This window comes from Candidatus Zixiibacteriota bacterium, from assembly GCA_036480375.1.
In the GTDB taxonomy this organism is placed as follows: Bacteria; Zixibacteria; MSB-5A5; order GN15; family JAAZOE01; genus JAZGGI01.
Window position 1 is genome coordinate 12,924 of the sequence record JAZGGI010000022.1, and the last position, 23,926, is coordinate 36,849.

At 45.1% G+C, this 23,926-nt stretch carries 20 protein-coding genes and 1 tRNA gene; 9 read left to right on the forward strand and 12 right to left on the reverse strand.

Annotated elements, in window-relative coordinates:
- Positions 1-90 precede the first annotated feature (90 nt).
- Positions 91-2,082, forward strand: a complete 1,992-nt coding sequence (uvrB, locus tag V3V99_05440; protein ID MEE9442093.1) for an excinuclease ABC subunit UvrB — start codon at positions 91-93, stop codon at positions 2,080-2,082.
- Between the two features lie 6 nt (positions 2,083-2,088).
- Here the strand turns inward: uvrB and V3V99_05445 are convergent, their stop codons facing one another.
- The 5 genes from V3V99_05445 to V3V99_05465 all read right to left on the reverse strand — a co-directional run bounded on the left by V3V99_05445 (position 2,089) and on the right by V3V99_05465 (position 5,362).
- Positions 2,089-2,508: a hypothetical protein gene (locus V3V99_05445; protein MEE9442094.1), complete on the reverse strand. Its 420-nt coding sequence runs from the start codon at positions 2,506-2,508 to the stop codon at positions 2,089-2,091.
- A gap of 545 nt (positions 2,509-3,053) precedes the next feature.
- Positions 3,054-3,245: a hypothetical protein gene (locus V3V99_05450; GenBank protein MEE9442095.1), complete on the reverse strand. Its 192-nt coding sequence runs from the start codon at positions 3,243-3,245 to the stop codon at positions 3,054-3,056.
- A 22-nt stretch (positions 3,246-3,267) separates the two neighbouring features.
- Positions 3,268-3,849, reverse strand: coding sequence for a hypothetical protein (locus V3V99_05455; GenBank protein ID MEE9442096.1), 582 nt, complete (start codon positions 3,847-3,849; stop codon positions 3,268-3,270).
- 124 nt (positions 3,850-3,973) lie between these two features.
- Positions 3,974-4,642, reverse strand: coding sequence for a hypothetical protein (locus V3V99_05460; protein ID MEE9442097.1), 669 nt, complete (start codon positions 4,640-4,642; stop codon positions 3,974-3,976).
- Between the two features lie 54 nt (positions 4,643-4,696).
- Entirely contained in the window at positions 4,697-5,362 is a 666-nt protein-coding gene (locus V3V99_05465) for a hypothetical protein (GenBank protein ID MEE9442098.1), read from the reverse strand.
- 353 nt (positions 5,363-5,715) lie between these two features.
- Here V3V99_05465 and V3V99_05470 point away from each other — a divergent pair, with 353 nt between their 5' ends.
- Positions 5,716-7,620, forward strand: a complete 1,905-nt coding sequence (locus V3V99_05470) for an ankyrin repeat domain-containing protein (GenBank protein MEE9442099.1) — start codon at positions 5,716-5,718, stop codon at positions 7,618-7,620.
- Positions 7,621-8,666: 1,046 nt separating this feature from the next.
- Here V3V99_05470 and liaF read toward each other — a convergent pair.
- From liaF to V3V99_05490, 4 genes are all read right to left on the reverse strand, one after another.
- Complete coding sequence (gene liaF / locus V3V99_05475; GenBank protein ID MEE9442100.1) at positions 8,667-9,185, reverse strand: cell wall-active antibiotics response protein LiaF; 519 nt, start codon at positions 9,183-9,185, stop codon at positions 8,667-8,669.
- 163 nt (positions 9,186-9,348) lie between these two features.
- Positions 9,349-9,480, reverse strand: a complete 132-nt coding sequence (locus tag V3V99_05480; GenBank protein MEE9442101.1) for a hypothetical protein — start codon at positions 9,478-9,480, stop codon at positions 9,349-9,351.
- A 285-nt stretch (positions 9,481-9,765) separates the two neighbouring features.
- Complete coding sequence (locus V3V99_05485; GenBank protein ID MEE9442102.1) at positions 9,766-11,154, reverse strand: multiheme c-type cytochrome; 1,389 nt, start codon at positions 11,152-11,154, stop codon at positions 9,766-9,768.
- Positions 11,155-11,189: 35 nt separating this feature from the next.
- Positions 11,190-12,434 carry an alginate export family protein gene (locus tag V3V99_05490; GenBank protein MEE9442103.1) on the reverse strand — a complete coding sequence of 415 codons (1,245 nt, stop codon included), beginning with the start codon at positions 12,432-12,434 and terminating at the stop codon, positions 11,190-11,192.
- A 240-nt stretch (positions 12,435-12,674) separates the two neighbouring features.
- On the opposite strand from V3V99_05490, the gene argF reads away from it, so the two are divergent.
- From argF to hslU, 5 genes are all read left to right on the forward strand, one after another.
- Positions 12,675-13,580, forward strand: coding sequence for an ornithine carbamoyltransferase (gene argF, locus V3V99_05495; protein MEE9442104.1), 906 nt, complete (start codon positions 12,675-12,677; stop codon positions 13,578-13,580).
- Positions 13,581-13,628: 48 nt separating this feature from the next.
- Positions 13,629-14,510, forward strand: a complete 882-nt coding sequence (locus V3V99_05500) for a hypothetical protein (protein MEE9442105.1) — start codon at positions 13,629-13,631, stop codon at positions 14,508-14,510.
- A 240-nt stretch (positions 14,511-14,750) separates the two neighbouring features.
- Positions 14,751-15,662: a tyrosine-type recombinase/integrase gene (locus V3V99_05505; protein ID MEE9442106.1), complete on the forward strand. Its 912-nt coding sequence runs from the start codon at positions 14,751-14,753 to the stop codon at positions 15,660-15,662.
- A gap of 21 nt (positions 15,663-15,683) precedes the next feature.
- Positions 15,684-16,217, forward strand: a complete 534-nt coding sequence (hslV, locus tag V3V99_05510; GenBank protein MEE9442107.1) for an ATP-dependent protease subunit HslV — start codon at positions 15,684-15,686, stop codon at positions 16,215-16,217.
- Between the two features lie 2 nt (positions 16,218-16,219).
- Entirely contained in the window at positions 16,220-17,599 is a 1,380-nt protein-coding gene (gene hslU / locus V3V99_05515) for an ATP-dependent protease ATPase subunit HslU (protein MEE9442108.1), read from the forward strand.
- A gap of 102 nt (positions 17,600-17,701) precedes the next feature.
- On the opposite strand, the gene V3V99_05520 is transcribed toward hslU, so the two are convergent.
- The gene (locus V3V99_05520) at positions 17,702-18,037 is read right to left on the reverse strand and encodes a hypothetical protein (GenBank protein ID MEE9442109.1); all 336 of its coding nucleotides are present in this window, start codon (positions 18,035-18,037) and stop codon (positions 17,702-17,704) included.
- A 373-nt stretch (positions 18,038-18,410) separates the two neighbouring features.
- On the opposite strand from V3V99_05520, the gene V3V99_05525 reads away from it, so the two are divergent.
- A complete protein-coding gene (locus V3V99_05525; protein ID MEE9442110.1) occupies positions 18,411-19,358 on the forward strand; it encodes a hypothetical protein in 948 nt (315 codons plus the stop codon).
- A 92-nt stretch (positions 19,359-19,450) separates the two neighbouring features.
- Entirely contained in the window at positions 19,451-22,072 is a 2,622-nt protein-coding gene (locus V3V99_05530) for a S8 family serine peptidase (GenBank protein MEE9442111.1), read from the forward strand.
- Between the two features lie 235 nt (positions 22,073-22,307).
- Here V3V99_05530 and V3V99_05535 read toward each other — a convergent pair.
- Positions 22,308-22,397: transfer RNA gene (locus V3V99_05535), tRNA-Ser, on the reverse strand.
- An 81-nt stretch (positions 22,398-22,478) separates the two neighbouring features.
- The gene (locus V3V99_05540; GenBank protein MEE9442112.1) at positions 22,479-23,924 is read right to left on the reverse strand and encodes a FapA family protein; all 1,446 of its coding nucleotides are present in this window, start codon (positions 23,922-23,924) and stop codon (positions 22,479-22,481) included.
- Positions 23,925-23,926: the final 2 nt, after the last annotated feature.

Consider the following 23,926-nt stretch of genomic DNA (forward strand, 5'->3'; position numbering starts at 1 on the left):
TTCAAAAAAAGGATATCCTCCAGGTATTTCTTCTTTTCAATTATCAACTTGTGATTGTCTTACGATGCTTTTTGCGTATATTATCAAGTTATGAGCGAATTTCAACTGGTATCGAATTTCGAACCCAAAGGCGATCAGCCGGAGGCCATTGACCGACTTGTTCAGGGCCTCCGGCAGGGACAAAAGCATCAAACTCTTCTCGGTGTCACCGGTTCGGGTAAAACTTTTACGATGGCCAACGTCATCTCCCGTTACAATCGCCCAACCTTGATTTTATCTCATAACAAAACTTTAGCGGCGCAGCTTTACGGAGAAATGAAAGCTTTTTTTCCGAATAACGCCGTCGAATTTTTTATCAGCTACTATGATTACTATCAGCCCGAAGCGTACATCCCGACAACAGATACTTATATTGAAAAAGATACTTCCATGAACGACGATATCGACCGTCTTCGTCTGCGGGCGACGGCGTCGCTTCTGGAACGAAAAGATGTCGTTATCGTCTCCTCAGTATCCTGTATCTATGGTTTGGGCTCACCCAAAGATTATAAAGAACTTCTCCTTTTTCTTGAAATCGGTCAGGAAGTCGATCGCGATGAGATGATTCGGCAGCTTATCAATATTCATTATAATCGCAATGATATTGATTTTTCGCGCGGAAATTTCCGGGTCCGGGGTGATACTATTGAGTTGATACCGGCCTATCAGGAATATGCCCTCAGGATAGAATTTTATGGCGATGAAGTCGAACGGCTGACGACGTTCAATCCCGTTACCGGCGAAATTTACGATAATCGTCCCCGCGTCGCGATTTATCCGGCCAAACATTTTGTGACGACTCAGCCTCAACTCGAAAAAGCGATTGTCTCGATCAAAGACGAATTGAAACAGCGACTCGAACAATTCCAGGCGGCTGATAAACTCCTCGAAGCCCAGCGAATCGATTCGCGAACCAGCTATGATATCGAGATGATGCGCGAGATCGGATATTGTTCCGGTATCGAAAATTACAGCCGGCACCTGACCGGCCGTCAGCCGGGGGAACGGCCTTATACCCTGATTGATTTTTTCCCCGATGATTTTCTAACTATCATTGACGAATCGCATCAATCGCTGCCACAGGTGCGGGGGATGTTTGCCGGCGACCGCTCGCGCAAAGAAACATTGGTCGGGCACGGTTTCCGTCTTCCTTCGGCTTTGGATAATCGGCCGCTGTTCTTTGAGGAATTCGACTCTCTTCAAAAACACATCATTTATGTTTCAGCCACTCCCGCCGATTACGAGATCGAAAAATCGGACGGTGTCGTCGTGGAACAAGTGATTCGTCCGACCGGACTGATTGATCCCGAAATTGAAATTCGGCCGGTCACAAATCAAGTCGATGATCTCCTCGATGAAATTCGCCGGCGCGTTGCCGCCAAAGAACGGGTGCTGGTGACGACTCTAACTAAACGGATGTCTGAAGACCTAACCGATTACCTGGTCAAACTCAATGTCAGAGCCCATTACCTCCATAGCGAAATCGACACGATTGACCGAACCGAACTTATTCGCAATCTGCGCCTGGCTAAATTCGATGTCCTGGTGGGTATCAATCTCCTGCGCGAAGGGCTTGACCTGCCCGAAGTATCGCTCGTGGCCATTCTCGACGCCGACAAGGAAGGATTTCTTCGTTCGGCCCAGGCACTGATTCAGACTTCCGGACGAGCGGCTCGCAACGCCGCAGGGAAAGTTATCTATTATGCCGACGTGATTACAAATTCGATCAAACGAGCCATGGCCGAAACCGAACGGCGGCGTCAAAAACAACTTGAGTATAACGAAGAGCATGGCATCACACCTGAGTCGATTCGCAAAACCAAAGAAGAAATTTTGCAGGCGACATCGTTTGCCGATTCCAAGACGGCCATTGATGAAGATATCGAAAAACCGGATTTCTTCGCCTCAATGGGATATGAAGATCAGGTTACGTTCCTGTCCAAAGCGATGCGCAAAGCGGCCGAAAACCTCGAATTCGAATCCGCCGCCCGCCTCCGCGATGAGATAATCAGCCTCAAAGAAAAGTTGAAAAAGGCGAAGTAGCTCCAATTAGGATTCTTTGTCGATCCATTTTCGGGAACTTGCCCAACTTTTCTTAGCTTCTGATAACACATACCGCGCATCAATTTCCGTATACAAAATCCATATTATGAATATGATTGCGGTGGTATACAATAATTGAAAATCCAGACTTTGCCATCCTGATAATATTCCGGGATCATATATTATATAGAAGAATCGTATGATGTTAAGAATTGATAAAACTACTGCAATTATCGACAACACCCACGATATGATGTAAGACATGACATCATTTCGCACGACAGGCGGTTGTTCGACCTGGCGCACAGTCTGTTTCCAACGCAACTGCCGGTTGATCGATTCTACCGCGAATTCAGGCGTCTGCATCGGCGAGCAGCCTCGCCGTTGAGAGCTCTGCGAATCAAACCAGTTGTCTCTCCGTTTCACCGCCTGGTTTTCTTCCGCCAGACGCCGGAGATGGCAGGTCTGTTCTTCTCGGCACGTAAGGCCTATCGGGAATTGAGAAAAACACCCTCGAAAGAACCTTTGGCGGTTCCGCCTGAGCAGGGATTTAATATGCCGAACAAATAATTTCGGCGGGATCGCAATGACCGTCCTACTTTTTTTTGCTGCCTGCGGCCAAGTTCGGCGAAAGCCGGATGCGCCGCATTAAAACAGGATTTTACCTGTCCGGCCAACGCCGTCCACCCCTCTCAAGAGAGGAAAAACCAATTTTGGAGGAATTTAGGTCTTTAAAATGGGTTTGTTTCCTCAGAATAACGTTTTGGGTCATATCAACAGGCGAAAGCCTGTTTTCAGCTGTCGCGTAGATGACCTACCGTCGGTTCACCGCTTCGCTAAGGAACCGACGGCACAGAGAGCAACTTCCAAAAATGGGTTTGTTTCCTCAGATTACGTTTTGGGTCATATCAACAGGCGAAGGCCTGTTTTCAGCTGTCGCGTAAATGACCTACCGTCGGTTCACCGCTTCGCTAAGGAACCGACGGCACAGAGAGCAACTTCCAAAAATGGGTTTGTTTCCTCAGATTAACGTTTTTGGTCATATCAACTCGGTGGTGATTACGACAGGCAAAGGCCTGTTTTTTGGCTGTCGGGGATGTCATCCCTTTTCGGCTGTCGCGCGGCAAGGCATACCATTGTGAAAATGTAGTTTTTCCGGTCATATATAAATTCCCATTAGGATATTTATGAATTGTCTTCAATTTCACGTTTATTTCGAACATTTTCGAGTTGCCGCATGGATTGGAGATGAATCAGGAGTTGATAGGCGCGGGATATCTGGCGGTCGAGGCGCATTTCATATCGCAGGATATTAAAGGAAGTTGAGGTTTTGGGGAGTGACAATTTATTTATCAGATTGGCGCGGACGGTGTCATCATCTTTCTCTTTCATTGGAAATCCTCTGATTTTGCCAAAGGTTTTCATGCGTTGTATTTCCCGGTCAACATTACGCAATTGAGCATTGATTTCGGCGGTTTCGGCGCGGATAGCGCGTTGTGAACGCCAGAGGCAGTTGGCGATTTTTTGGACGAGACAATTTTGGAATTCGGTTGTCGGTTTGAGTTCCTCAATTAGGGCTGATAATAGAAGCTCGTAATCTTCTTCGTTTTCCTTGAGATGAGGCGAGTTGATTACCAAATCTTTGGCGTATAGGCCGTGCCGGGTGACGTTATTGGAGACTATCTCCTTGCCTTTATTTGACTTGGGCCCGGTTGATTTTTGGGCGTTTTTTTGATTGGCTTCGATTTGTTTTTTGCTTGTGGGCATATTTCCTCCTTTAAGGATAACTCCATAGAAAGAGGATACTTCTTAATTATGGGTAGGTTGGTGGGGAAAATGCGGGTAGGACTTTTTCCGCAGTAAGCTGTGGGACACCCAGGCTCCCAGGAAATCAAGACACAATTTTCACTTCTGACAATTTTTCATAGGTACCTTCATAGAATCCTTGGATTGTTGCAATAATTGCCAATCTTGCCTCCTCATTTATTTCGCATTGTAGCTGTTCAGTCAGTACAAAAGATAAACAAGTGTGTGTCAATCTTGATTTCCAAGGAACTTTGCATCCGATACGATTAGCAGCACGTCCTGCATCCTTCGCGTTTGAAATGATTGCCCATTTATCAAATACCTGGGCGCGCATCGAATTTATGAACGTGATGTGTGCCCTACCTGTGGGAGTGTTGCCGTCGCTACCTAGAAACGTGGAATCCGCAGTTGCTTTATTGTAAGGTTTCATCATATCCCAAAGGTCAGAACGCCCTATATATGTAAGATAAGTCCTAGTACATTGACTCTGAATTGGCGATAAATTTTGCTTAACGTGAAGCATCCAGACAATGCCGATAACCTCCAAACGCAACGCTAGTAATTGGTCGGGAAAACGAGACACATCCGCAACGGCGAAATTTGGATCTAGCTTAAGTAGTTGTTGTTGAAAAATATCACAAAATGTGTGCCATGGATTCACACCACTTATATCCGGAGCGAAAACATAGTTATCATAAAAATCATCACAAAAATCCTGCGTATCGAGTTTAGGTTTTCTGTCAAATAGTCCCACAGCAAATCTCCTTGTCCTTCGCGAACTATAATATGGGTCGAAAGTTTATAACTATCAATCGGCTGGAGCAGTTGAATCTATGTCGACCATAGATGAATCAACAATTATTAAATCTGGCATATTCCACTTTTCATTGAATTGTTTAAAAGTAATAAGTCTGGGGATTAGTTGATTGTCAACTTTTACAATTTGGTAACATTTAACCGCTGAATCGATGATATTATCATAGTTTGGGCGTCTCCATTCGTATTTCACAGTATATTTAATATAACAATCTTGTCCCTTGAGTAAATATGTCTGATAAGGATTAGTAATCATAGCTCCCGAAGATAAAATATTTGATGCATCAACTATCCTCCGTTCGCCTATGTTGCCGGTAACAATCATGAAAGAAGTTAAGTCCAGATATGCCGGTGAATTACCTTCATTCCTAATTGAGAAATTTAGTTTTTTCCCTTCGTAATTTTCCCGTTGATCACCCGGAGTACTTATAATATCTTTTCGCTCTAAGCTTTTTATGGTGACAATTGGGCGATTTGAATACATAATGGCTTCGTTTTGATCCTGAATTCCCTCTATTTGATAATAAACAGCTGCGACCATTATCAATGGAACGGCAATTGAAACCACATTACGAGTAGTCCAGAATTTCTCTTTCGGCAGCTTTGTAATTTCCACTGTAGAATGCGTCGTCCGTCGTATCCGTCTAAAATTTCGCATAACTCCCCCAAGAGTTTTTGATTGATTGGTCTTTATTATAATTGATTTCGTAATGTTTCGCAACGAGTATATCTTATTTGTGCCGGACGGTGGGGTGCTCTGGCGTTTGAGCTGATTGATGATCGTTATTATCAACTCTATTATGGGCCGATTAAAATAGCGGTTTATGATGATGAGAAGAAAAAACTCATCAAATCGCCGGTAATCAGGAGAAAACGACGTTGACTAATACTTAAAAAAGTGTTACCCATGTATGAGTCCATTCAGGACCACAATCCAACATCCGGTTGCAGACCTGATTCGCCAAGAAGTCAGCGAGTAAGGCAGCACTAAGAGAACGAAAGGCGATGATCATGCATACATACAATAAATCACGGTTGGCCACTGCACTTGTTTGTTTGCTCCTTTTCTGCTCCGATACGGGAGCTGATACTATTCACAACGCTGTCAAGAACGGAGATATGGCTGGTATAAAGGTCCTTGCTGAAAGAGATCGTGAGGCGCTGAATAAGCAGGATGAAAGTGGAAAGTCGCCTTTGCATCATGCCATTGAAATGAACTATACAGATATCGCCCGGTATCTGATAGCACAGGGGGCAAATACAAACCTGACAGACAACGATAACGAATCACCCTTACACTACTCGGCATCTGCGGGAAATCTGGAAATAGCAAGACTGTTGCTCGATGGAGAAAGTGTTTCACTGAATGATACAAGTGCAGTCAAACGTGGCGGGTCTGTGGGTAATTGGACACCTCTTCATCTTGCCTGCCTGAACAGTCATCCAGATATGGTGCAACTTCTTCTTGAATATGGCGCTGATATTGAAGCTACCGACGGAGTAAAAAGAACGCCGCTCATCCTGTCGGTTGAAGGCGGTGATATGCAGGTGGTGCGGATATTGGTTGAGAATGGTGCGGACATCAACGCCCAGGCAATACGTAGCTATACCGCGTTACTCTGGGCCGCCCGAAACGGTTTTGAGGAAATGGTAAATTACCTCGTAGATCGAGGGGCAGCTATTGAACCTGATGTGCTCCAATTGGCGTTTCAGATGGCAGTTTTAAATGGTATGGACCGGTTACTTGAGTTGGTGTTAGAACAGGGATTCAATATCGAGGAAATAGCTCAACGCGATCCAGACTTTATCTGTCCTGCTGCTGCCGGAGGTTCTGCCAGGGTTGTCGAGTTGCTGGTCGGATACGGTTTCGTACTCGAGCAGGCAGACAAAGACGGCTGGACGCCTCTCCATTACGCGGCATCAGAGGGACATGTTGATGTAATCGAGTATATGCTCACGGAGAATGTTGCCATAGATGCTCGCAACCTGAAGGGAGAGACCGCTTACAACCTGGCGACAAAGTCGGAAGATAAAAAGGCCGCTGATTACTTAAAAATGAAAGGTTGCGATACTGGTGAGCCACAGTTTCCGGTTATCGAGGGACCGTATATGGGGCAACAACCCCCGGGGGATATCCCTGAATTGTTCATGCCGGGGATAGTATCGGGTTATAGCCGGGCCCACTCATCCATAGTATTCTCCCCGGACGGAAAGGAGGCCTATTGGACAGAGATGGATTATGCCGAGGGATCAGTAAAGGTTTCTCATATGGTGAGTAACCGGTGGTCGTATCCGGTGGTGGCTGAATTAGATCGTGATCCCTCCATTTCACCAGACGGAAGTCGCCTCTTTTTCATTAAGACAAGGCCGTTCAGACCAGGCGAAGAGCCGGGCGGCGATCCGGATGTTAAGGAGGAGTACTGGTTCCTGGAGAGAGTTGATTCGGGCTGGTCTGCGCCTATCTCGGTCGGGGATGAGGTGAATGCGATTGGTGTTCATTGGCCGTGTTCGATAGACAAGGATGGTAACCTGTATTTTTCTGAGTTTAAAGATAACATGTATTTCTCTGAGTACGTCGACGGCAGGTATCAAGAACCGGTTCGTATTACGGAACACTTCGGAAATGCCACACTGGTCGGGCATAGTCCCTTTATATCGCCCGATATGGACTATCTCCTGTTTTCGACCGACAACGGACTTTGTATCAGTTTCAGGAAAAACGACGGGACCTGGACCGACGGAATCAATCTCGGCAACGAGATCAACGGTTCACACGTTAACGTAAGCCCGCAGATTACTCACGATGGAAAATACATGTTCTTTGTAAGCGCTGGACAGGGGAGATCCTGGGGAATCTACTGGGTCTCCACCAGCTTTATTGAGCGATTAAGAGCAGAGCATCTATTGGACAAGTGAATGGCATACCAAGCGCAGCCTTCTCTCTTCTCAGCCGGTAGGGCAGGATCCCTGATATCCTGCAATTTTCTTATTATATCCACAATCCCTCCAAAAGTCTTTTGGTTTATCGGCCTGAATTATAATGGATTTCGTAATGTTAGGCAAACTCATAAAATTATCCAGAAGCCCGCTCCCCTCAGGTGGGCTCCCGGATTTGGCATCGCGGAGATAATCTGATGTCCATCAGATTAAAAAAGCGTACAGATATTCCTATTATCGTACCGTAGGGTGACAAATAGTGTCACTATGAATTTATAAAAAATCCGCCTGTCTGGAGAAAAAAACAGAATGTATGAACAACTCTCGAGTTGTTTCAATGTCGAAACCTCAGTCACTTCGCTCCTAAAAGGGCTTCGTCTCAGGACCTTCGGCAGGGATTTTGACCTACCCGACTGCCCGGAAAATAAATGACTGGTGCACGGGAACGTACACCAGTCATTAATGATTAGAAAAAAAAACCCCAAATCCCCTCAGACGGACTGTTTATCTTTTCCCGTCATTAAAGAATGTCTGATGCTCTTCTTATCGAGGAGCACGCAAAATATAGTATAGCAGGGTGACATATAGTGTCAGTTTAAATTAAAATATTTTGCCGTTTTTGAAAAAAAATTTGCCAAAATAGTGATAATTGGATACATCAAAGCAACGTCAATTTGACTTAACCGACAGAACTGTTACATATTACAAGGAATTTTGGAAAATAAAATGTGGATAACTCAAAGATTTTTCCAATACCTGTCATCGCGAGGAAGCCGAAGGCCGACGTGGCGATCTGTATTAATAATGGCAAAGATTACTCATTCGAGGTGGTGAGAAAAAGAACCAGACAAGTCGACAACTCAAGAGTTGTCGCTACAAAGAAAATATTGCCACATCCCTGTTCCACGGGGATTCGCAATGACGGGGTGGAATTGGCAGAAGCCTTTTGGGTTTCTTTCCCGCATGAATTGTGTAAGAGCCGGGTTTCCGGGCCCGGATTGAGAATTATGAAAAAGCCCGGCTGTTTATTGATAGACTTTAATATCGCCGATGAAGGAGCTGCAATTTATGATCAATCTCTTCTCGGCGGAATCAAAATTGGGGGTTTTGTCCTCGCACGACGTGATAAACCCGCCAAAGCTTTTATCAAAAAGAAAAACGTCACCGATGAAATTGCTGGCATGAGCCCGAACCGCGGCGTCTTTGGGAATAGTCAGGCGTATATCGCCGATAAAAGTCGAGACTCTCATATGATTATCGCCCGGTTGAAGCTCGACGCCGGTCAGGTCAAGATCGGTATCGTTTATAAAATAGCTGTAATTGCTTCCGCGGATATTTCCCGTAAGGCAGGCTCGTTTGGATCCCCCAAATGCCTCGACGTGGACATGGCCGGATGAGCTTCGGCGCGTCGATTTATATATCAAATAAACACCGGCGGCAATGAGCAGGCTGGGCCAGAACATCTCAAAGAGGTCAATATGAAATTTGCCGAGTAAAAATAGCGTCCCCAGAACGACGAGAATGACTCCGAAAATTCGATTCATAAACTCCCCCAATCAAAAGATATTGGTGAATATAATTTCTTCTTTTGTTACGAGCAATAGAAAAGGCCGGTTTCAAATAACCGACCTTTTTTCCCATAATTATAAATTGAGCGCACCTACCAGGGTGGTAGAAATTTTGATATTTTTTTCTTATATTTTCATTTTATTTGCATTCGCACGATCCCGGGCCGCCTTTGAAAACTGTATTAATCAGCCAGACCGCGGCGGCCACTTTAACACCGCCGTTGCAATTGGCATCGCCGTAAAACAGCGCAGCATAACCGGAACTATACATGTCACGGTTACCTCAATTTATAGAGCTAATTTCGGCATGCTTTAAATGCAGTTCCAATGGAGTAGCCCCGATTTATGTAACTCAATTTATTAACTGTTCTATAGACCAATGAGGACTATAAAGACATTATAAGTCGTAATTCAAAAAAGTCAACTTAATTCTTTCCTGTTTGCCACCGTATCTGTTTCCATATCAACTTGTAGAAGGTTGTGCTAATTTTGCACAGACTACAAAAAAAGGAGGGCTTGTAGGGGGAGCCCTCCTCTGTCCACCATTGGAGTGATATCAATGGTCGTAACGCTTTTTAAATTCTTCCGAATCGGCCTTACGCCGGGCCTTTTCCGCCGGATCCATCTGACCGATAAACCATTTATGGTCATCAGAGGATAGTACATCCTCTATCATCTTTTTGGCCTCTTCAGCGATCTTAGCCTCTTCCCCGCCTTCTTTTAGAGCATGCTCAATAATTTCCTCAGCTTCGGGGATAAACTCCATATAAAATCTCTCGGCGATTTCATAAAAACCGTGCCATTGGGTATAGTCGGGAGCGAACATGGCGGCGCCCATTCTTGCCCGGCGGCCCTCATGATGCCAGAGATAGAAATAAATCCATTCCAATTCGTCGTCAAAATTGGTGTCATTGGTAATAAGCCCGCCGCCGCGAATTTTATTGTAAATATCAGTCGCCGGTATCGCGAATTTATTATTGTAAAGCTTGACAACGTTATCATACTGAGTATAGAAATTATCGACCCACGACGAGGTATGGCAATTGCCGCAGACATTCTTCATATCATTGCGCCGATCCTGCCATGATTTAACCTCTTTGCCGGCCGCTTTGGCTTTGGCATCAACATATTGTGAAATCGGCGGGCGCAAAGTCCAGCTTATCCTGTCGCCGATATCATGAGTAATCGGTAAATCCCTGGTTGCCGACATATGGCACGTGGCGCAGGTCGGAGCCGCCGAATAATTCTGCCCGACGACCCACGAAGGATTATCGAGATTCATGCGATCAATATGAGAATAAAAGGCGATACCATGCTTGGATTCCTCGTAGATCTCCTTCTGAGGATGATCGGGGCCCAAATGGCATTTGCCGCAGTTCTCCGGCTGACGCGCCAGCTTTGCTGAAAACGAATGCCGACTGTGACAGGCCGTGCAGGAACCCTTTGAACCGTCCGGATTAAGTCGTCCGATTCCGGTATTGGGCCATGTTGCGGCGTCAAGAGTACCATCGTCATTCACTTTAATGATAGAACCATGACATTGGTTACAGCCGCTCACAGCCGCGGCCGGTCCTTCAACTATCTCACCCAGGAAATTATCGAGTGAGCCGAGAATTTTCCCGGCGTTGGCGTGATGCGAGCGGTCGAATTCGGTAAATTCTCTTTCATGGCATCGCGAACAGTCTTTGGGGGAGACAATTATTGAGATTAGATAATCATTGTGCTCTATAGCGTCCGGATCCCCGGTTTCGGCTCGGTGACATTCATAACATCCGACACCACCGGCAAAATGCCGCGAGGCCCCCCATTCGGCAACCAAGCCCGGCATCTGATCCTGATGGCATTCAAGGCAGGCGGCTGATTCTTCACTTATTCCCGCGGAAACACCTGTCGCCAAAAAACACAGCGCGAAAATGGCTAAATAAATTGCCATTGCCTTTCTCATTCTACTCCTCCCATATTATTTTTCATTCTTTAATTTCAAAAATCTATAGTCGTCATTGTGTACAACCACATTCCGGTATTGCGGTCTGGGCCGGCAAAAGTATAATACTCATCAGCTATAAAAAGCGACATTCCACCCGATAATGTGGCGCCACTTATGACCTTAGTTTTAACCGTCAAATCCACTTCAAAACCGATATTAGATGTCAAGGTAGGACTGGCTGATTTACTTAAGTAATTCTGGGCCGCTTTGAAATAATGAAAATCACATCCAAGCCACCAATCCGGCGCCGGACTGCCCTTAACGCGGAACATAGCGTCGATTAAGCCATGCTCCGGGGATGGAACAAAATAGTCCATGTATCCACGGAATTTATGCCCGGTATAATAATCATTGGCATATGCTTTGAATTTTGTTGAATCCGCACCGTCATCGCCTGACGTATAATCGATACCAACACCGGCATAAACTTTACCCTTGCCTTCAAAATTATAACCCAGCTCGCCGTTGAGCATAAACGCGGATATATCCTGAACCAAAGTAGTATCTGGCAATGTGCCTTGGGGCATTTCGCCAAATTGAAAATTGCCTTGAAGCGTAAAATATATGTTCTCCATTGAGCGGTGATAGTATCCACCGACATTGAATCGTTTTAATTTTTGCTGATAGTAGTTGTTACTGTCGGCATCCAGTTCATAAAATCCGAACAGGTCGAGATTGTACTTTTTGAACATCCCGTAGATGCCTACGATATCAAAATCGCGATTATAATTTTCAGAATTCATCTCCATCTTTTTTAGCCAGAATAAATCAATTTGGGCGTTTTCGGGTCGAATCGAGGTAATGCCGCCTTCCCAACTGCGACCGACATTATGCCATCCCACGGCGCCAAAGACACGCTGATTACCGTAATTCACTTCAAAGCGTCCGGCCTTTAGATACAGCCATTCCCAGATGACCTGATGGAGCTCAAAATACGCCTGGTGCAAATCGACGTTATCAGTCGCCGATAAATCTCCCGAACTCGGGTCGCCCAGTCGGCGCGAATCCTGAAATTGGATATAGGCAAGAGCTTTGTCGGTTGGCTCGAATTTCAAACCTACCCGGGTCCGTAAATCCGCGAATGTTTTTCCGTGACGCTCAGCGGCGAACGATTTGAAATCAAGTTCTTCCCGCAAACGTATCTGGCCGTCATAGCTAAATTTTGTTTCAGCTAAAACTGCCCCGATTAGACAAAAGCAAATTACGATTGCGATAAAAATCCGTGATGTTCTTAACATCCCATAACCCCTTTCTATGTTTTTTGAGTTATCCTTGCAGCCTCTGCCGCAAAACTCAATAATAGGACAAACAAAGTCAACAAAAACTTGGGGATAGTATATCCATTTTCTTTATGTATCCTCTGCATTTCATAGCAACCTTTAGTAGGATCGAGTCTTTGGAATAACTTTTCCTTGACTTTAATCAAGCCAACTGTTATTTGAAGGCAATTTTGTAAACTATTTTATTTGAGGTGAATTATGAGTCGTTCTTTCGTCCAAATAACGGATTTAACTGCCGATGAAATTTGGGAAGTTTTTGACCTTTGCGAAAAAATGAAAAAAGGCGAAATCGCTCCCAAGCCTTTTGAGGGAAAATCGGTCGGATGTATCTTTCACAAGGCTTCCCTGCGGACCCGGATATCTTTCGAAACCGGGATCGCGCAATTGGGCGGGCAATCCCTGTATATCACCGATAAGGAAATTCAACTGGGGGTACGCGAGTCAATATACGATGCCGCCAAAGTGCTATCTCGCTATTTAGCCACAATAATGATTCGCACTTTTGATCATAATGACGTCGAGCAACTCGCCGAGCACGCCGATGTTCCTGTCGTTAATGGGCTTACCGACCTAACTCATCCCTGCCAGATTATGGGTGATTATTTTACTCTGCTTGAACATCGCGGCAAACGGGATGATTTCAAGATAGCCTATCTGGGTGACGGCAATAACATCACTAACTCTTTTCTAAACCTTGCCACACGCATTCCAATGAAGTTTCATATCGGAACCGCCGCTGACACTCATCCTGATCAAACCATATTAAAAAATGCGCAAAATGCTGGCATTTCAGAAATTATGCTGACCGAAGACCCTAAAGAAGCCGCCCGGGACGCCGATGTAATTTATACAGACATTTGGGCCTCAATGGGCCAGAAAGATAAGGCTGAAGAAAAGGCAAGATTATTAAAACAATATCAGGTCAATAATGCGCTCGTGAAGCTGGCCTCACCGGATTGTCTGGTAATGCATTGTCTTCCGGCCGAGAGAGGAAAGGAAATAACCGACGAGGTTATGGACGGACCTCACTCCGTTGTGTTCGACGAAGCGGAAAACAGGCTGCATATCCAAAAGGCTATCATGCTGTTCTGCATGACGCACTGATTCCGGCATCTGGGGCGGTAATTGACCGAAGGAAAGGAGTTGTTTAATATGCGGCTCAGCAAATTTACCGCTTTGGCAGGGATGCTAATCATCGCGACAGCTTTCATGATCAGTTGTTCCTCAAATGATAACAACGTTACAACCCCGACAATTACTTATGGGGATAATGATGATCCGGAATTTGTTCCCATGCAGGTTCAAATCGATAGTGTTCTCTATAATTTTGCCGCTGATATTTTAGACGGCCTTGAGAATCTGCAGATTCCCCCGGGAGACCCGACTGAAACCCGCGCCGATCTGGTACCGGCCGGTGAAATTCCACTCGAGACGGATCCCGACACTCTCTTTCACGTATACCAAAACGGATGGCATTATGTCTATGCCAAGAATACCGGAAATACCTACGAATCTCGTCTGCGCGATTCGGTTCGTTATGAAATCGATAATGTTGCGGTCGAAACCGCTACTTACGATGTCGATTATATTCACGTCATAGATAACTGGACCTTTACCGCCGTTAATCAAAACGTCACTCATACCGACTACGCCGGCCATAATGAGTTCGAAATTTCCGGCCTGGATTTGAACGAATGCACGATTACCAGCTCGACTAACAATAATATTTCCGTTCATTTTGTTCAGGGTGACTCGAGCATGACCAATACTTTCAGTTTCAGCATCAATACCGACAATCTGGTTGTAGCGAAAACCAATGAGGGCTGGAAATCCGGATGTCCTTCTTCCGGTACCGTTTCAATGACTTTATCCCATGTGTACACCTGGGATAACGGCCTGACAATCGGTAACGGCAGTTCCAGTTGGACGATTGAAGCGACCTTCGACGATGGTACGGCTACCGTCACCGCCGATAACGGAACGGAAACCTGGCGGTACACCTGCGAAGTTTGTACAATTCCTTCCGGTCAATAAGATATACTCCATCGAATTTCCATAGCCCCGGTTGCTTTCGACCGGGGTTTTTTTTGTGGGCTGTAGTTATGCAAATATTATTTGAAATGATGACGCCCCCTGTTTTAGTACTGCCATCAGACCTATTTCGCAGGTAGAACATAGCGAGCATTGAGCAAGCTTGAGTATTATCCCAATTTTCCCATTGATTAAAGCGTCCCAATTATCTACTTTGCCACCATGAAAAACTACGGTGAATATTTGGCTGATTTCTTCGCTCTGATGCAAAAATCGGGCAGGTACAGCCCGCATACGATTGATTCCTACCGCCGCGACCTGACTCGATTTTCCGAATATCTAATCGAACAGAAATTCACCGATAAATCATCACCGGAACTTAACAAAGTCTTACTACGTTCCTGCCTGGCCCGGCTAAATGAAAAAAAAATCAGCAATCGCTCCATCTCAAGATTTCTCTCGGCTCTGGCGACATTTCAAAAATACCTGTTACAGAAAAAAGCCCCGGCTTCATATCTGTTTGAAATCCCCAAAATAAAATATTCGCGCAAGCTGGCCCAGTTTTTATCCCCTGAGCAAATCGATAATGTTCTTGAGCCGAATAAAAATTCAAAACAGCCGCGCACCGATAAAGAAATGCTCAATAAATGGTTCAAGCTGTTTCGTGATTTGACCATGCTCGAATTTCTATATTCGGCTGGGATCCGACGGGCCGAACTGGCCGGAATCAAGCTTGATGCCATTGATTTTGACCGGTCCCTAGTTTCGGTCCTGGGCAAAGGCAGTAAAGAGCGAAACGTCCCTCTGGGACAGCCAGCGCTAAATAGTTGCACAAAGTACAAACGTCTGCGAGAGAAAAAGCTGGAATCTCTCAGCAAGCAAAGCGATTATCTTTTTATTAACCGCTTCGGGGAACCTTTGTCAGTGCGAAGCGTAAACCGGATTGTGCGAGAATACGGATTGAAATCGGGTATGGAAGTGACGCCGCATATGCTCCGGCATAGTTTCGCCACGCATCTTCTCGACAACGGCGCCGATATTCGCGCTATTCAGGAGATGCTCGGCCATGAATCATTGACAACGACGCAGCAATACACTCATGTAACGATCGGGCGATTGAAAAAAGCATACAAAAAGGCTCATCCGCGAGCCTGAAATTAGAGGTATACGATGAATATGGAATTACATGCCACGACAATTATCGGCATAAAAAGAGGAAACAAAGTCGCTCTCGCCGGAGACGGGCAGGTGACTTTTGGACAGACGATCATGAAAACATCGGCGGTCAAACTGCGCCGGATGTACAACGATAAAATTCTGGCCGGATTCGCCGGATCGGCGGCCGACGCTTTTACGCTTTTTGAATTATTTGAAAAGAAGATCGAGGAATTTTCCGGGCAATTGATGCGCGCCGCGGTGGAACTTGCCAAAGAATGGCGCCGCGATAAATTCCTGCGGCATCTTGAGGCGCTTTTGGCCGTCGCCGATAACGATCATTTATTAATTCTTACCGGTAAGGGCGACGTCGTCGAACCGGATGACGGCATTATCGCTATCGGATCGGGCGGCAATTACGCTCTCGCCGCCGCCCGGGCGTTGGTATCCGAAACCGATTTGGAGGCTCCCGAAATCGCCCGCAAAGCGCTTGAGATCGCGTCGCATATTTGTGTTTATACGAATTCTAATATCACTGTCGAGACTTTGGAGTAATCATGGAAATAGAAACATCAGATAAAAAAAATAACGGTTTCGCAATAGAAAATCTGACCCCCCGGGAAATTGTTGAAGAGCTTGATAAATATATCGTCGGGCAGGACAAAGCCAAACGAGCCGTGGCTATCGCTTTGCGCAACCGCTGGCGGCGGCAGAGCATTGATTCGGAAATCGCCAAAGAAATCATGCCGGCCAATATTTTGATGATTGGCCCGACCGGAGTCGGCAAAACCGAAATATCCCGGCGGTTAGCCAATCTGACCAAAGCCCCGTTCGTGAAAGTCGAAGCTTCAAAATTCACTGAAGTCGGTTATGTCGGCCGCGATGTCGAATCGATGATTCGTGATTTGGTTGACCTTTCGGTCAACATGATCAAAGAAGAAAAAGCCGAACAGGTTGCCGAAGAAGCCAAACGCCGCACGACTGGGCGGCTTCTCGATTTGCTTTTGCCGACTTCGGGCAAAAAACCGGAAATGACCGATGATGAACGCAGCCGTTTGCGCAGTACCCGGGAGCGGTTGAAAGGCATGCTCGAAAACGGGATGCTCGAAGAGCGCATGGTCGAAGTCGAAGTATCTAATTCCGGTTCGCCCGTTATTGAAGTCTTCACACCGCAGGGATTGGAAGAAATGGGCGTCAACTTCCGGGAAATGTTCGGCAATCTCATGCCACCCCAAAAACGCAAACGGCAAAAATTGGCTATATCCGAAGCGCGTAAAATCCTCGAAGCCGAAGAGACCGGCAAACTGGTCAACATGGATGAAGTGATTTCCGTCGCGCTGGAACGAGCCGAGGAATCGGGAATGGTCTTCATCGATGAAATCGACAAAATCGTCGGCAAAGATTCCAAACACGGGCCCGATGTTTCTCGCGAAGGTGTTCAGCGTGATATCCTTCCTGTTGTCGAAGGATGCAACGTAACGACCAAATACGGCATGATCCGCACCGACCATATTTTATTCATCGCCGCCGGAGCCTTTCACGGCAAATCGCCTTCCGATTTGGTCCCTGAACTTCAAGGCCGACTCCCGATTCGAGTCGAACTCACGTCCCTCGGAGCCGATGAATTCGTCCGCATCCTGACCGAACCGAAAGCGGCTCTAACCAAACAGTATAAAGAGATGATGGCCACCGAAGGCGTTCACATTGAATTTGATGATGATGCCATCAATAAAATCGCGGCCATTGCCGCCGATGTGAATGAGAAGGCGGAAAATATCGGCGCCCGGAGACTGCATACGGTCATGACGGCCTTGCTGGATGAGATTATGTTCGACGCTCCCGATTGCGATAAAAAAATCAGAATCACCGAAGAGGTCGTCACCGAAATACTCTCATCGATTGTACAGGACAAGGATTTGAGTAGATATATATTGTAGGCACATCCCACAGGGCGGGATCCCCGCGATCCCGCCAAATTACAAGAGTTATCCACATTAATTTTTTCTAAATTCTCTTGTAATGGAATATGTGTCTGATGCTTACAGCGAATTGGGTTCGTTTTGTCCTTTTTCAGGCGAAGGCCTGTTTTCATCTGTCGGGGATGTCATCCCTTTTTGGCTGTCGCGTAGATGACCCGGATTTTTGGCCAAAGTTTTGATGACCGGCATGTGTCCACATTTGCTGGAAAAATGGGTTTGTTTCCTCAGAATAACGTTTTGGATCATATCAACTCGGTGGTGATTACGACAGGCAAAGGCCTGTTTTTGGCTGTCGCGTAGATGACTCGGATTTTTGGCCAAAGATTTGATGACCGGCATGTGTCCACATTTGCTGGAAAAATGGGTTTGTTTCCTCAGATTAACGTTTTGGGTCATATCAACTCGATGGTAAATACGATATGCACATGCCTGTCCTTAATGGGTTTTCCCCCTGCCAGCCCCCGGCCTGTCTTGAGAGGGGTATCCCGCGAAGCGGGGCGGGGTGTGTTTATTTTATTTGCATTATAAACCATCTTACATATGTGGATGAATTCTGAAAATACATCAGATTGGTTGGTTAATTGTAAATGCTCTATGCAGGCCCCCCCCCGTGCCCATTTCACGGGGACAATGGGCCACCGGTCTGTTGTCATGGTAGTATTAATTCATTGCAATTTTCAATATATGGTATTACTTTGGCAATTAGTCTAAAACCGTGATACGTAAATTAATTTGGTTTATTTCCAGGTACCGCGTAATTGAGGAATAAATGACCGCAAATCAAGAAGGTTTCTTTAAAGAAATAGATAAATCAAAGTATGGTGAGAATAGACAGCTTCGCCCTCTGTTTTTACCCCGAATATTAAACAAAGAGGCTATAACAAAATTATCTGTTGACGATGATGCTTTTAAAGAATCGTTCGAGATTTTTCAAAAATGGGCAAAATTAAGCGAAAGCGGAAAACTAAAATCCAGAAACGAAATTTCTTTACAGGGTGAATTTCTCGCGGAAGTTTTCGGAAAAGGACCGGGGTATACTCTCTTTTCAGATAATTTGGATACCTGGGAACTGGAACCGCAATATAGCATTAATGGGGGTACTGCCGACGGCGCCATAGGACACTTTTCTTCTTCCGGGATTAAAAATCCTGTTGCTGTTATAGAATTGAAGAGGCCGTCTACTAATGTTGATCGTGATCGCTCACAGGGAAGAACTGCCGTTCAACAGTGCTGGGATTATTTAAATGACCTCCCCGAATGCCAATGGGGAATTGTCTGCAATTATGTAAGTTTCCGGCTGTATCATCGCAATCAAACATCCCGGTCATATCAGTTATTTGTGCTGGATGATTTACAAAACGAAGATAATTTCAGACAATTTTATTATTTATTCCAAAGAGATGGCCTGCTGGAGTTAGCCATAGGGCAACCTCCAAGAGCGGAAAAATTATTAAAATTATCGACCCAGCAAAAGGAAAAGGTTGGAGACGATTTATATAAGAGCTATGATGAAAACCGCGCGAAAATGATTTTGCATTTGATGAAATCTCCACACTCAAAAAATCTCGATCAAGCTATTCGTATAACTCAAAAATTACTCGATAGAATTATTGTTGTCGCTTTTTGCGAAGATAGAGACCTTCTGGAATCCAATTCATTGGACAAAGCTCATAATCAAATTCCGCCCTTCGCATGGGGAATATTTTTAATTTTTTAAATGGAGGAAATTCTATGGAATAATTCTCAAAAGGGGGTTTTTGAGAAAATAATTGGAAAGTAATTATCAAAATTCAACGTACGGGAGGTAATATGTCAAAGATAATAGACAAATCTTGTTTGGGAATTGTCCAATGGATGTTGCTCGTAATGTTTTTAATTATACCGACTATTGCGATTGCAAATGCACCCGAGAACCCTGTCGTCCAGGAAGAATTATACCAACCAGGCGTGGTATTAATTCAATTATCATCATCTGCAACTAATTCAACTGGATATACTTTACGCTCTGGTTCTCAATCTGCCTCACAAACAGGATTGGCAGATGTTGATGTATTATTACAGGCTCAAGGTTTAACTGAGGTTAGCCTTCCATTAGTTCAGCCAGCTAATATCGAATTGGCTGCTCAAATGGGATTGGATAGGAGAATTAGGTGTAAAGTAAGTACATCTACCGATATTGAATCGCTGGCTTCAGATTTAGTTTTATTGGCAGATGTTGAATCAGCTTCTCCAAATTGGCGGGTAGATTTAATGACTGTCCCAAACGACACTTTATATTCACTGCAATGGGGGCACGACAATCAAGGACAAATGCAGGATTGTGGATGCAGTTGCACCGGCGCAGTGAATGGGGGTTGTTGTGATCATGAAGATGGTAGCCCGGTAGGTTCAATTGATTTTGATGCCGATGTTGATATGGCATGGAGTGCAATGGGGTCGTTTGGAGATGAAAATATTATTATCGCTATTCTTGATACTGGTACCGATCCACATCCGGATCTCAGATTGGTTCCCGGGTGGAATGTGGCCGACAATAATTCCAATACTTCTGATATTCAAGGCCATGGCACTGCCACGGCCGGGATTGCCGCCGCCATCGCAGATAATAACAAGGGTGTTGCAGGAGTTGCGGGCGGTTGTTCGGTAATGCCTGTTCGTGTTATGAATCAATCTGGGTGGATATATGCTTCATATGTCGCTGATGGCATGATTTATGCTGCAAATAATGGCGCTCATGTTATTTCTATAAGTATTGGTGGACCTAGCAGTTCAGAATATGACTTCGCTTCAAATTATGCGTATAATTCAGGCGTAACTTTGTTTGCCTCTGCGGGAAATACTAATTGCAATGGACTATCATACCCCGCCGGATGCACCAATGTTATTGCGGTTGGCGCAGCCAGTCCTTGTGGTGAGAGAAAAAGATCCAGTAGTATTAGTACCTGCCTAAATTGGAATGTTTGCGCTGATAATCTCAGTACTTCATGCGATAGAGAACATTGGTGGGGAAGTTCTTATGGAAGCGGTTTAGACATTATCGCTCCTACTATATTACCAACCACTGCCAGATCAGAAACTCTGGAACGCACCATTCCATCCGGTCCTGAATACTATTATACTATGTGGTTTAACGGGACATCATGTTCTTGCCCGTTTGCGGCAGGAATTGCCGGCCTATTGTTATCTATTGACCCATCGCTAACTCCTGCTCAAGTAAAGCAATTAATAATTGATGGAGCAAATGATGTAACAACTGGTCATGCAACGGTAGGGTATGATATTTATACTGGCTATGGAATGGTTAATGCTTTTAACTCAGTAGTAATTGAATTGGCTCTTGATACCGACGAAGACGGCATACTTGATGATGGCGACTTTAGCGGTGATCCGAACGACAATCCTTGTACAGGAGGAGAAATCGCCAATTGTGATGATAATTGTGTTGACGATTATAATCCCAATCAGGAAGATATAGATGGGGACGGCATCGGCGATGTTTGCGATAGTTGTCCCGGCCATCCGCATCAGTGTGGCTCGTGTTATATCCCTCACATATTGGGTGATGTCAATATGGATGGGAACGTCAATATACTTGATGTCGTATATCTAATAAATTACGTGTACAAGGAAGGGCCGGAACCAGAACCCTATGCCATAGCAGGTGATGTGAATTGTGATAATCTGGTGAATATTTTGGATATTAATTATATCATTGCATTTATATATAAGGAAGGGCCAGAACCTCAAGATTGCTGCCCCGAGAGTGGTTTGTATAAGCCGATGCCAACTGTCTTGAAGGTTAATCCGACAACCACAGAGGCTTGTATCACAGAGTTGTATGATGGCTACAACACCACTATTGTGCTCAATTCTGAGGTCGACCTGCAGGGTCTGGAGCTTCGAATCGATTGTGAAGAAGGAGCTACAATCACCAACCTGACACCGAATCTCCAGCTCTTTGCCTCTGAAGCAGATGGCTGGTACCGAGTCGGCCTGCTCGACACGAAAAGCAAAGGGCACATGGCAGCCGGACTCAATTCGGTTATTGAAGTAACCGGAAAGGCTCAGACTACAGAGGCGATTGGTGTGAATCAGGAAGGGGTTGAAGTAGGCATAAGGGTCCAAGCTGCAGAGAAGGAGGCGAAGTTGCCCACGTCTTTTGCACTCCATGACTGCTCCCCCAACCCGTTCAACCCGATAACCATCATCAGCTATGACCTACAGGTTGCCGTAAATGTGGAATTGGTAGTGTACAACGTCATCGGACAGCGTATCGCGACTCTTGTTAGCGAATACCAAATGGCTGGTAACTACAAGGTTGATTGGAATGGCAAGGACGAAAGCGGCCAAACTGTCGCCAGCGGAATCTATCTCTACCGCCTAACCGCAGGTGAGTTTGTCAAGACGAAAAGGATGATGTTACTGAAATAGCCTGGAGGGGGAACCGATTGATTGGGTGATATTGACCGACCAAAGCAAGCTTGGTGGGATACAGCGGTGTGTATCCCACCGGGTTTTTATTTATCAAGTCAGCACTAATGCCTTCATCCGGGATAATGGAAGCAAAATGAACAACAATCAAGTAGAGTTGTTTCTAGTGTTAAAATGAAGAGGCATACCCTCATAAGTGTTTACCGCACAGAGGATTATCATATTGGAAAATCAATGGCGGAGAGGCTGGGATTCGAACCCAGGAACGAGTTGCCCCGTTAACTGCTTAGCAGGCAGCTGCCTTCAGCCGCTCGGCCACCTCTCCGTCGCGAATCGTCAATATAACGACATTTTCTGAATTTTCAACTTTTTTCTTGGGATGAGTTGTTCGAAAATTCCAATGAAATCAGAAATCACCTTTACCGGGCTTAAATTCCCCATGAGTGATAGTTCCTCCACTTAACTGGAATAACGAAGGACCCATTTCATCGGTGATTTCTTTATAAATGATACCAAAATGCAGCACCACTCCAGGATAGACTTTCTTAATCGCAATGATTTTGGCATTTTGATTTTGCTGGATTTTCGTTTCTAATGCTTCTTTTTGTTTGGCAAATTTTTCTTTTTGTGCTGGTAAATTTTTCTTAAATGCTTCCAGTTTCTTTAGGGCCGCTTCCTTATTCGGCGCCAATTTACCATCCATTTGCAGCCTATAAAAAGCGTAAAGTCCCTCATTGACTCTTTCTTCGTTTTCATTTAACTGCTTAATTTCATTTATCACGGTCCGGTATTTTTTCATCAATTCAGCGTTATAGGCAACCTGAAGTTTGGTTCTCGTGCCGGCTTCCGAGCCCAAAATTGTAGCTTTAATCTCATCTCCGGCCATTATTTTACCGCCGACGATTCGACCCTTGGATCCCTTTACGATAACTCGTTCATGGGCAGTTAAGAGGCTATTAAATACTTCGCCTCCAACATAAATCGCGTGCCCGGCCCCAATTATCTGATCATCGACATATTTGCAATGAACATCAGTGGCTGCTTTGAGAAGGCCGTTGCGACTTCCCCAAAAACCGCCTTTTACCATTATGCTGCCCCCACTGATGATTTTGGCATCCTCAACATTTTTGTATATTTCAATATCGCCTTTGGCGATTACTTCATAATTAGCTTCCACACTTCCTTTAATTATAAGCGAGCCATTATGCTTAATATTACCGGTTTTGGTATTAACCCCGCCGCCAATTATGTGTATTTCATTAACGTTGATCCGTCTTCCGCTTGTCACCAGAGAACCATTGCAATCGGCGTACAATTCCAATCCGTTGTCAGAGATGCGAGTATTTTGCCCGGCTGGTAATTTGATATCTTTGCCCGTTTTGGCTGAGACTTTTTCACCGAGAACGTTTGTCCCGGGAATCCCTTCGTTGGCTGGTGATTTTACGACAAGTAATTGATCTTTTTCCGTGCATCGAACAAAACTAATATCTTTGTAGTCGATCCTGCCTTCGTCGTCTTCCTTGGGCTGTAATTTTTGGATCTCTTCAAACTTATATTCTAATTGAGCATCTAATCCCTTTACAGGCTGTTTTCCAGTCGCTATAGTTATATCCTGATCATATAGTGAATCAGTTACTATTTTCTCAATGAGTTCTTCATCAATCCCAAAAGAGATTTTATGGGTATTAAGAGCCTGCTTGATTTCATCCGGGGTTGGAGGCGGATTATCTTCCGACGGCCAGGGAATTCTTATGGTTGCGGTCATTTTATCGGGTACAATTGTTACTCTTATATTCGATTCCGAAAGAGCGGAATCAGCCCCATTTTTCTTCTGGTCAGTGGCTTGATTCAATA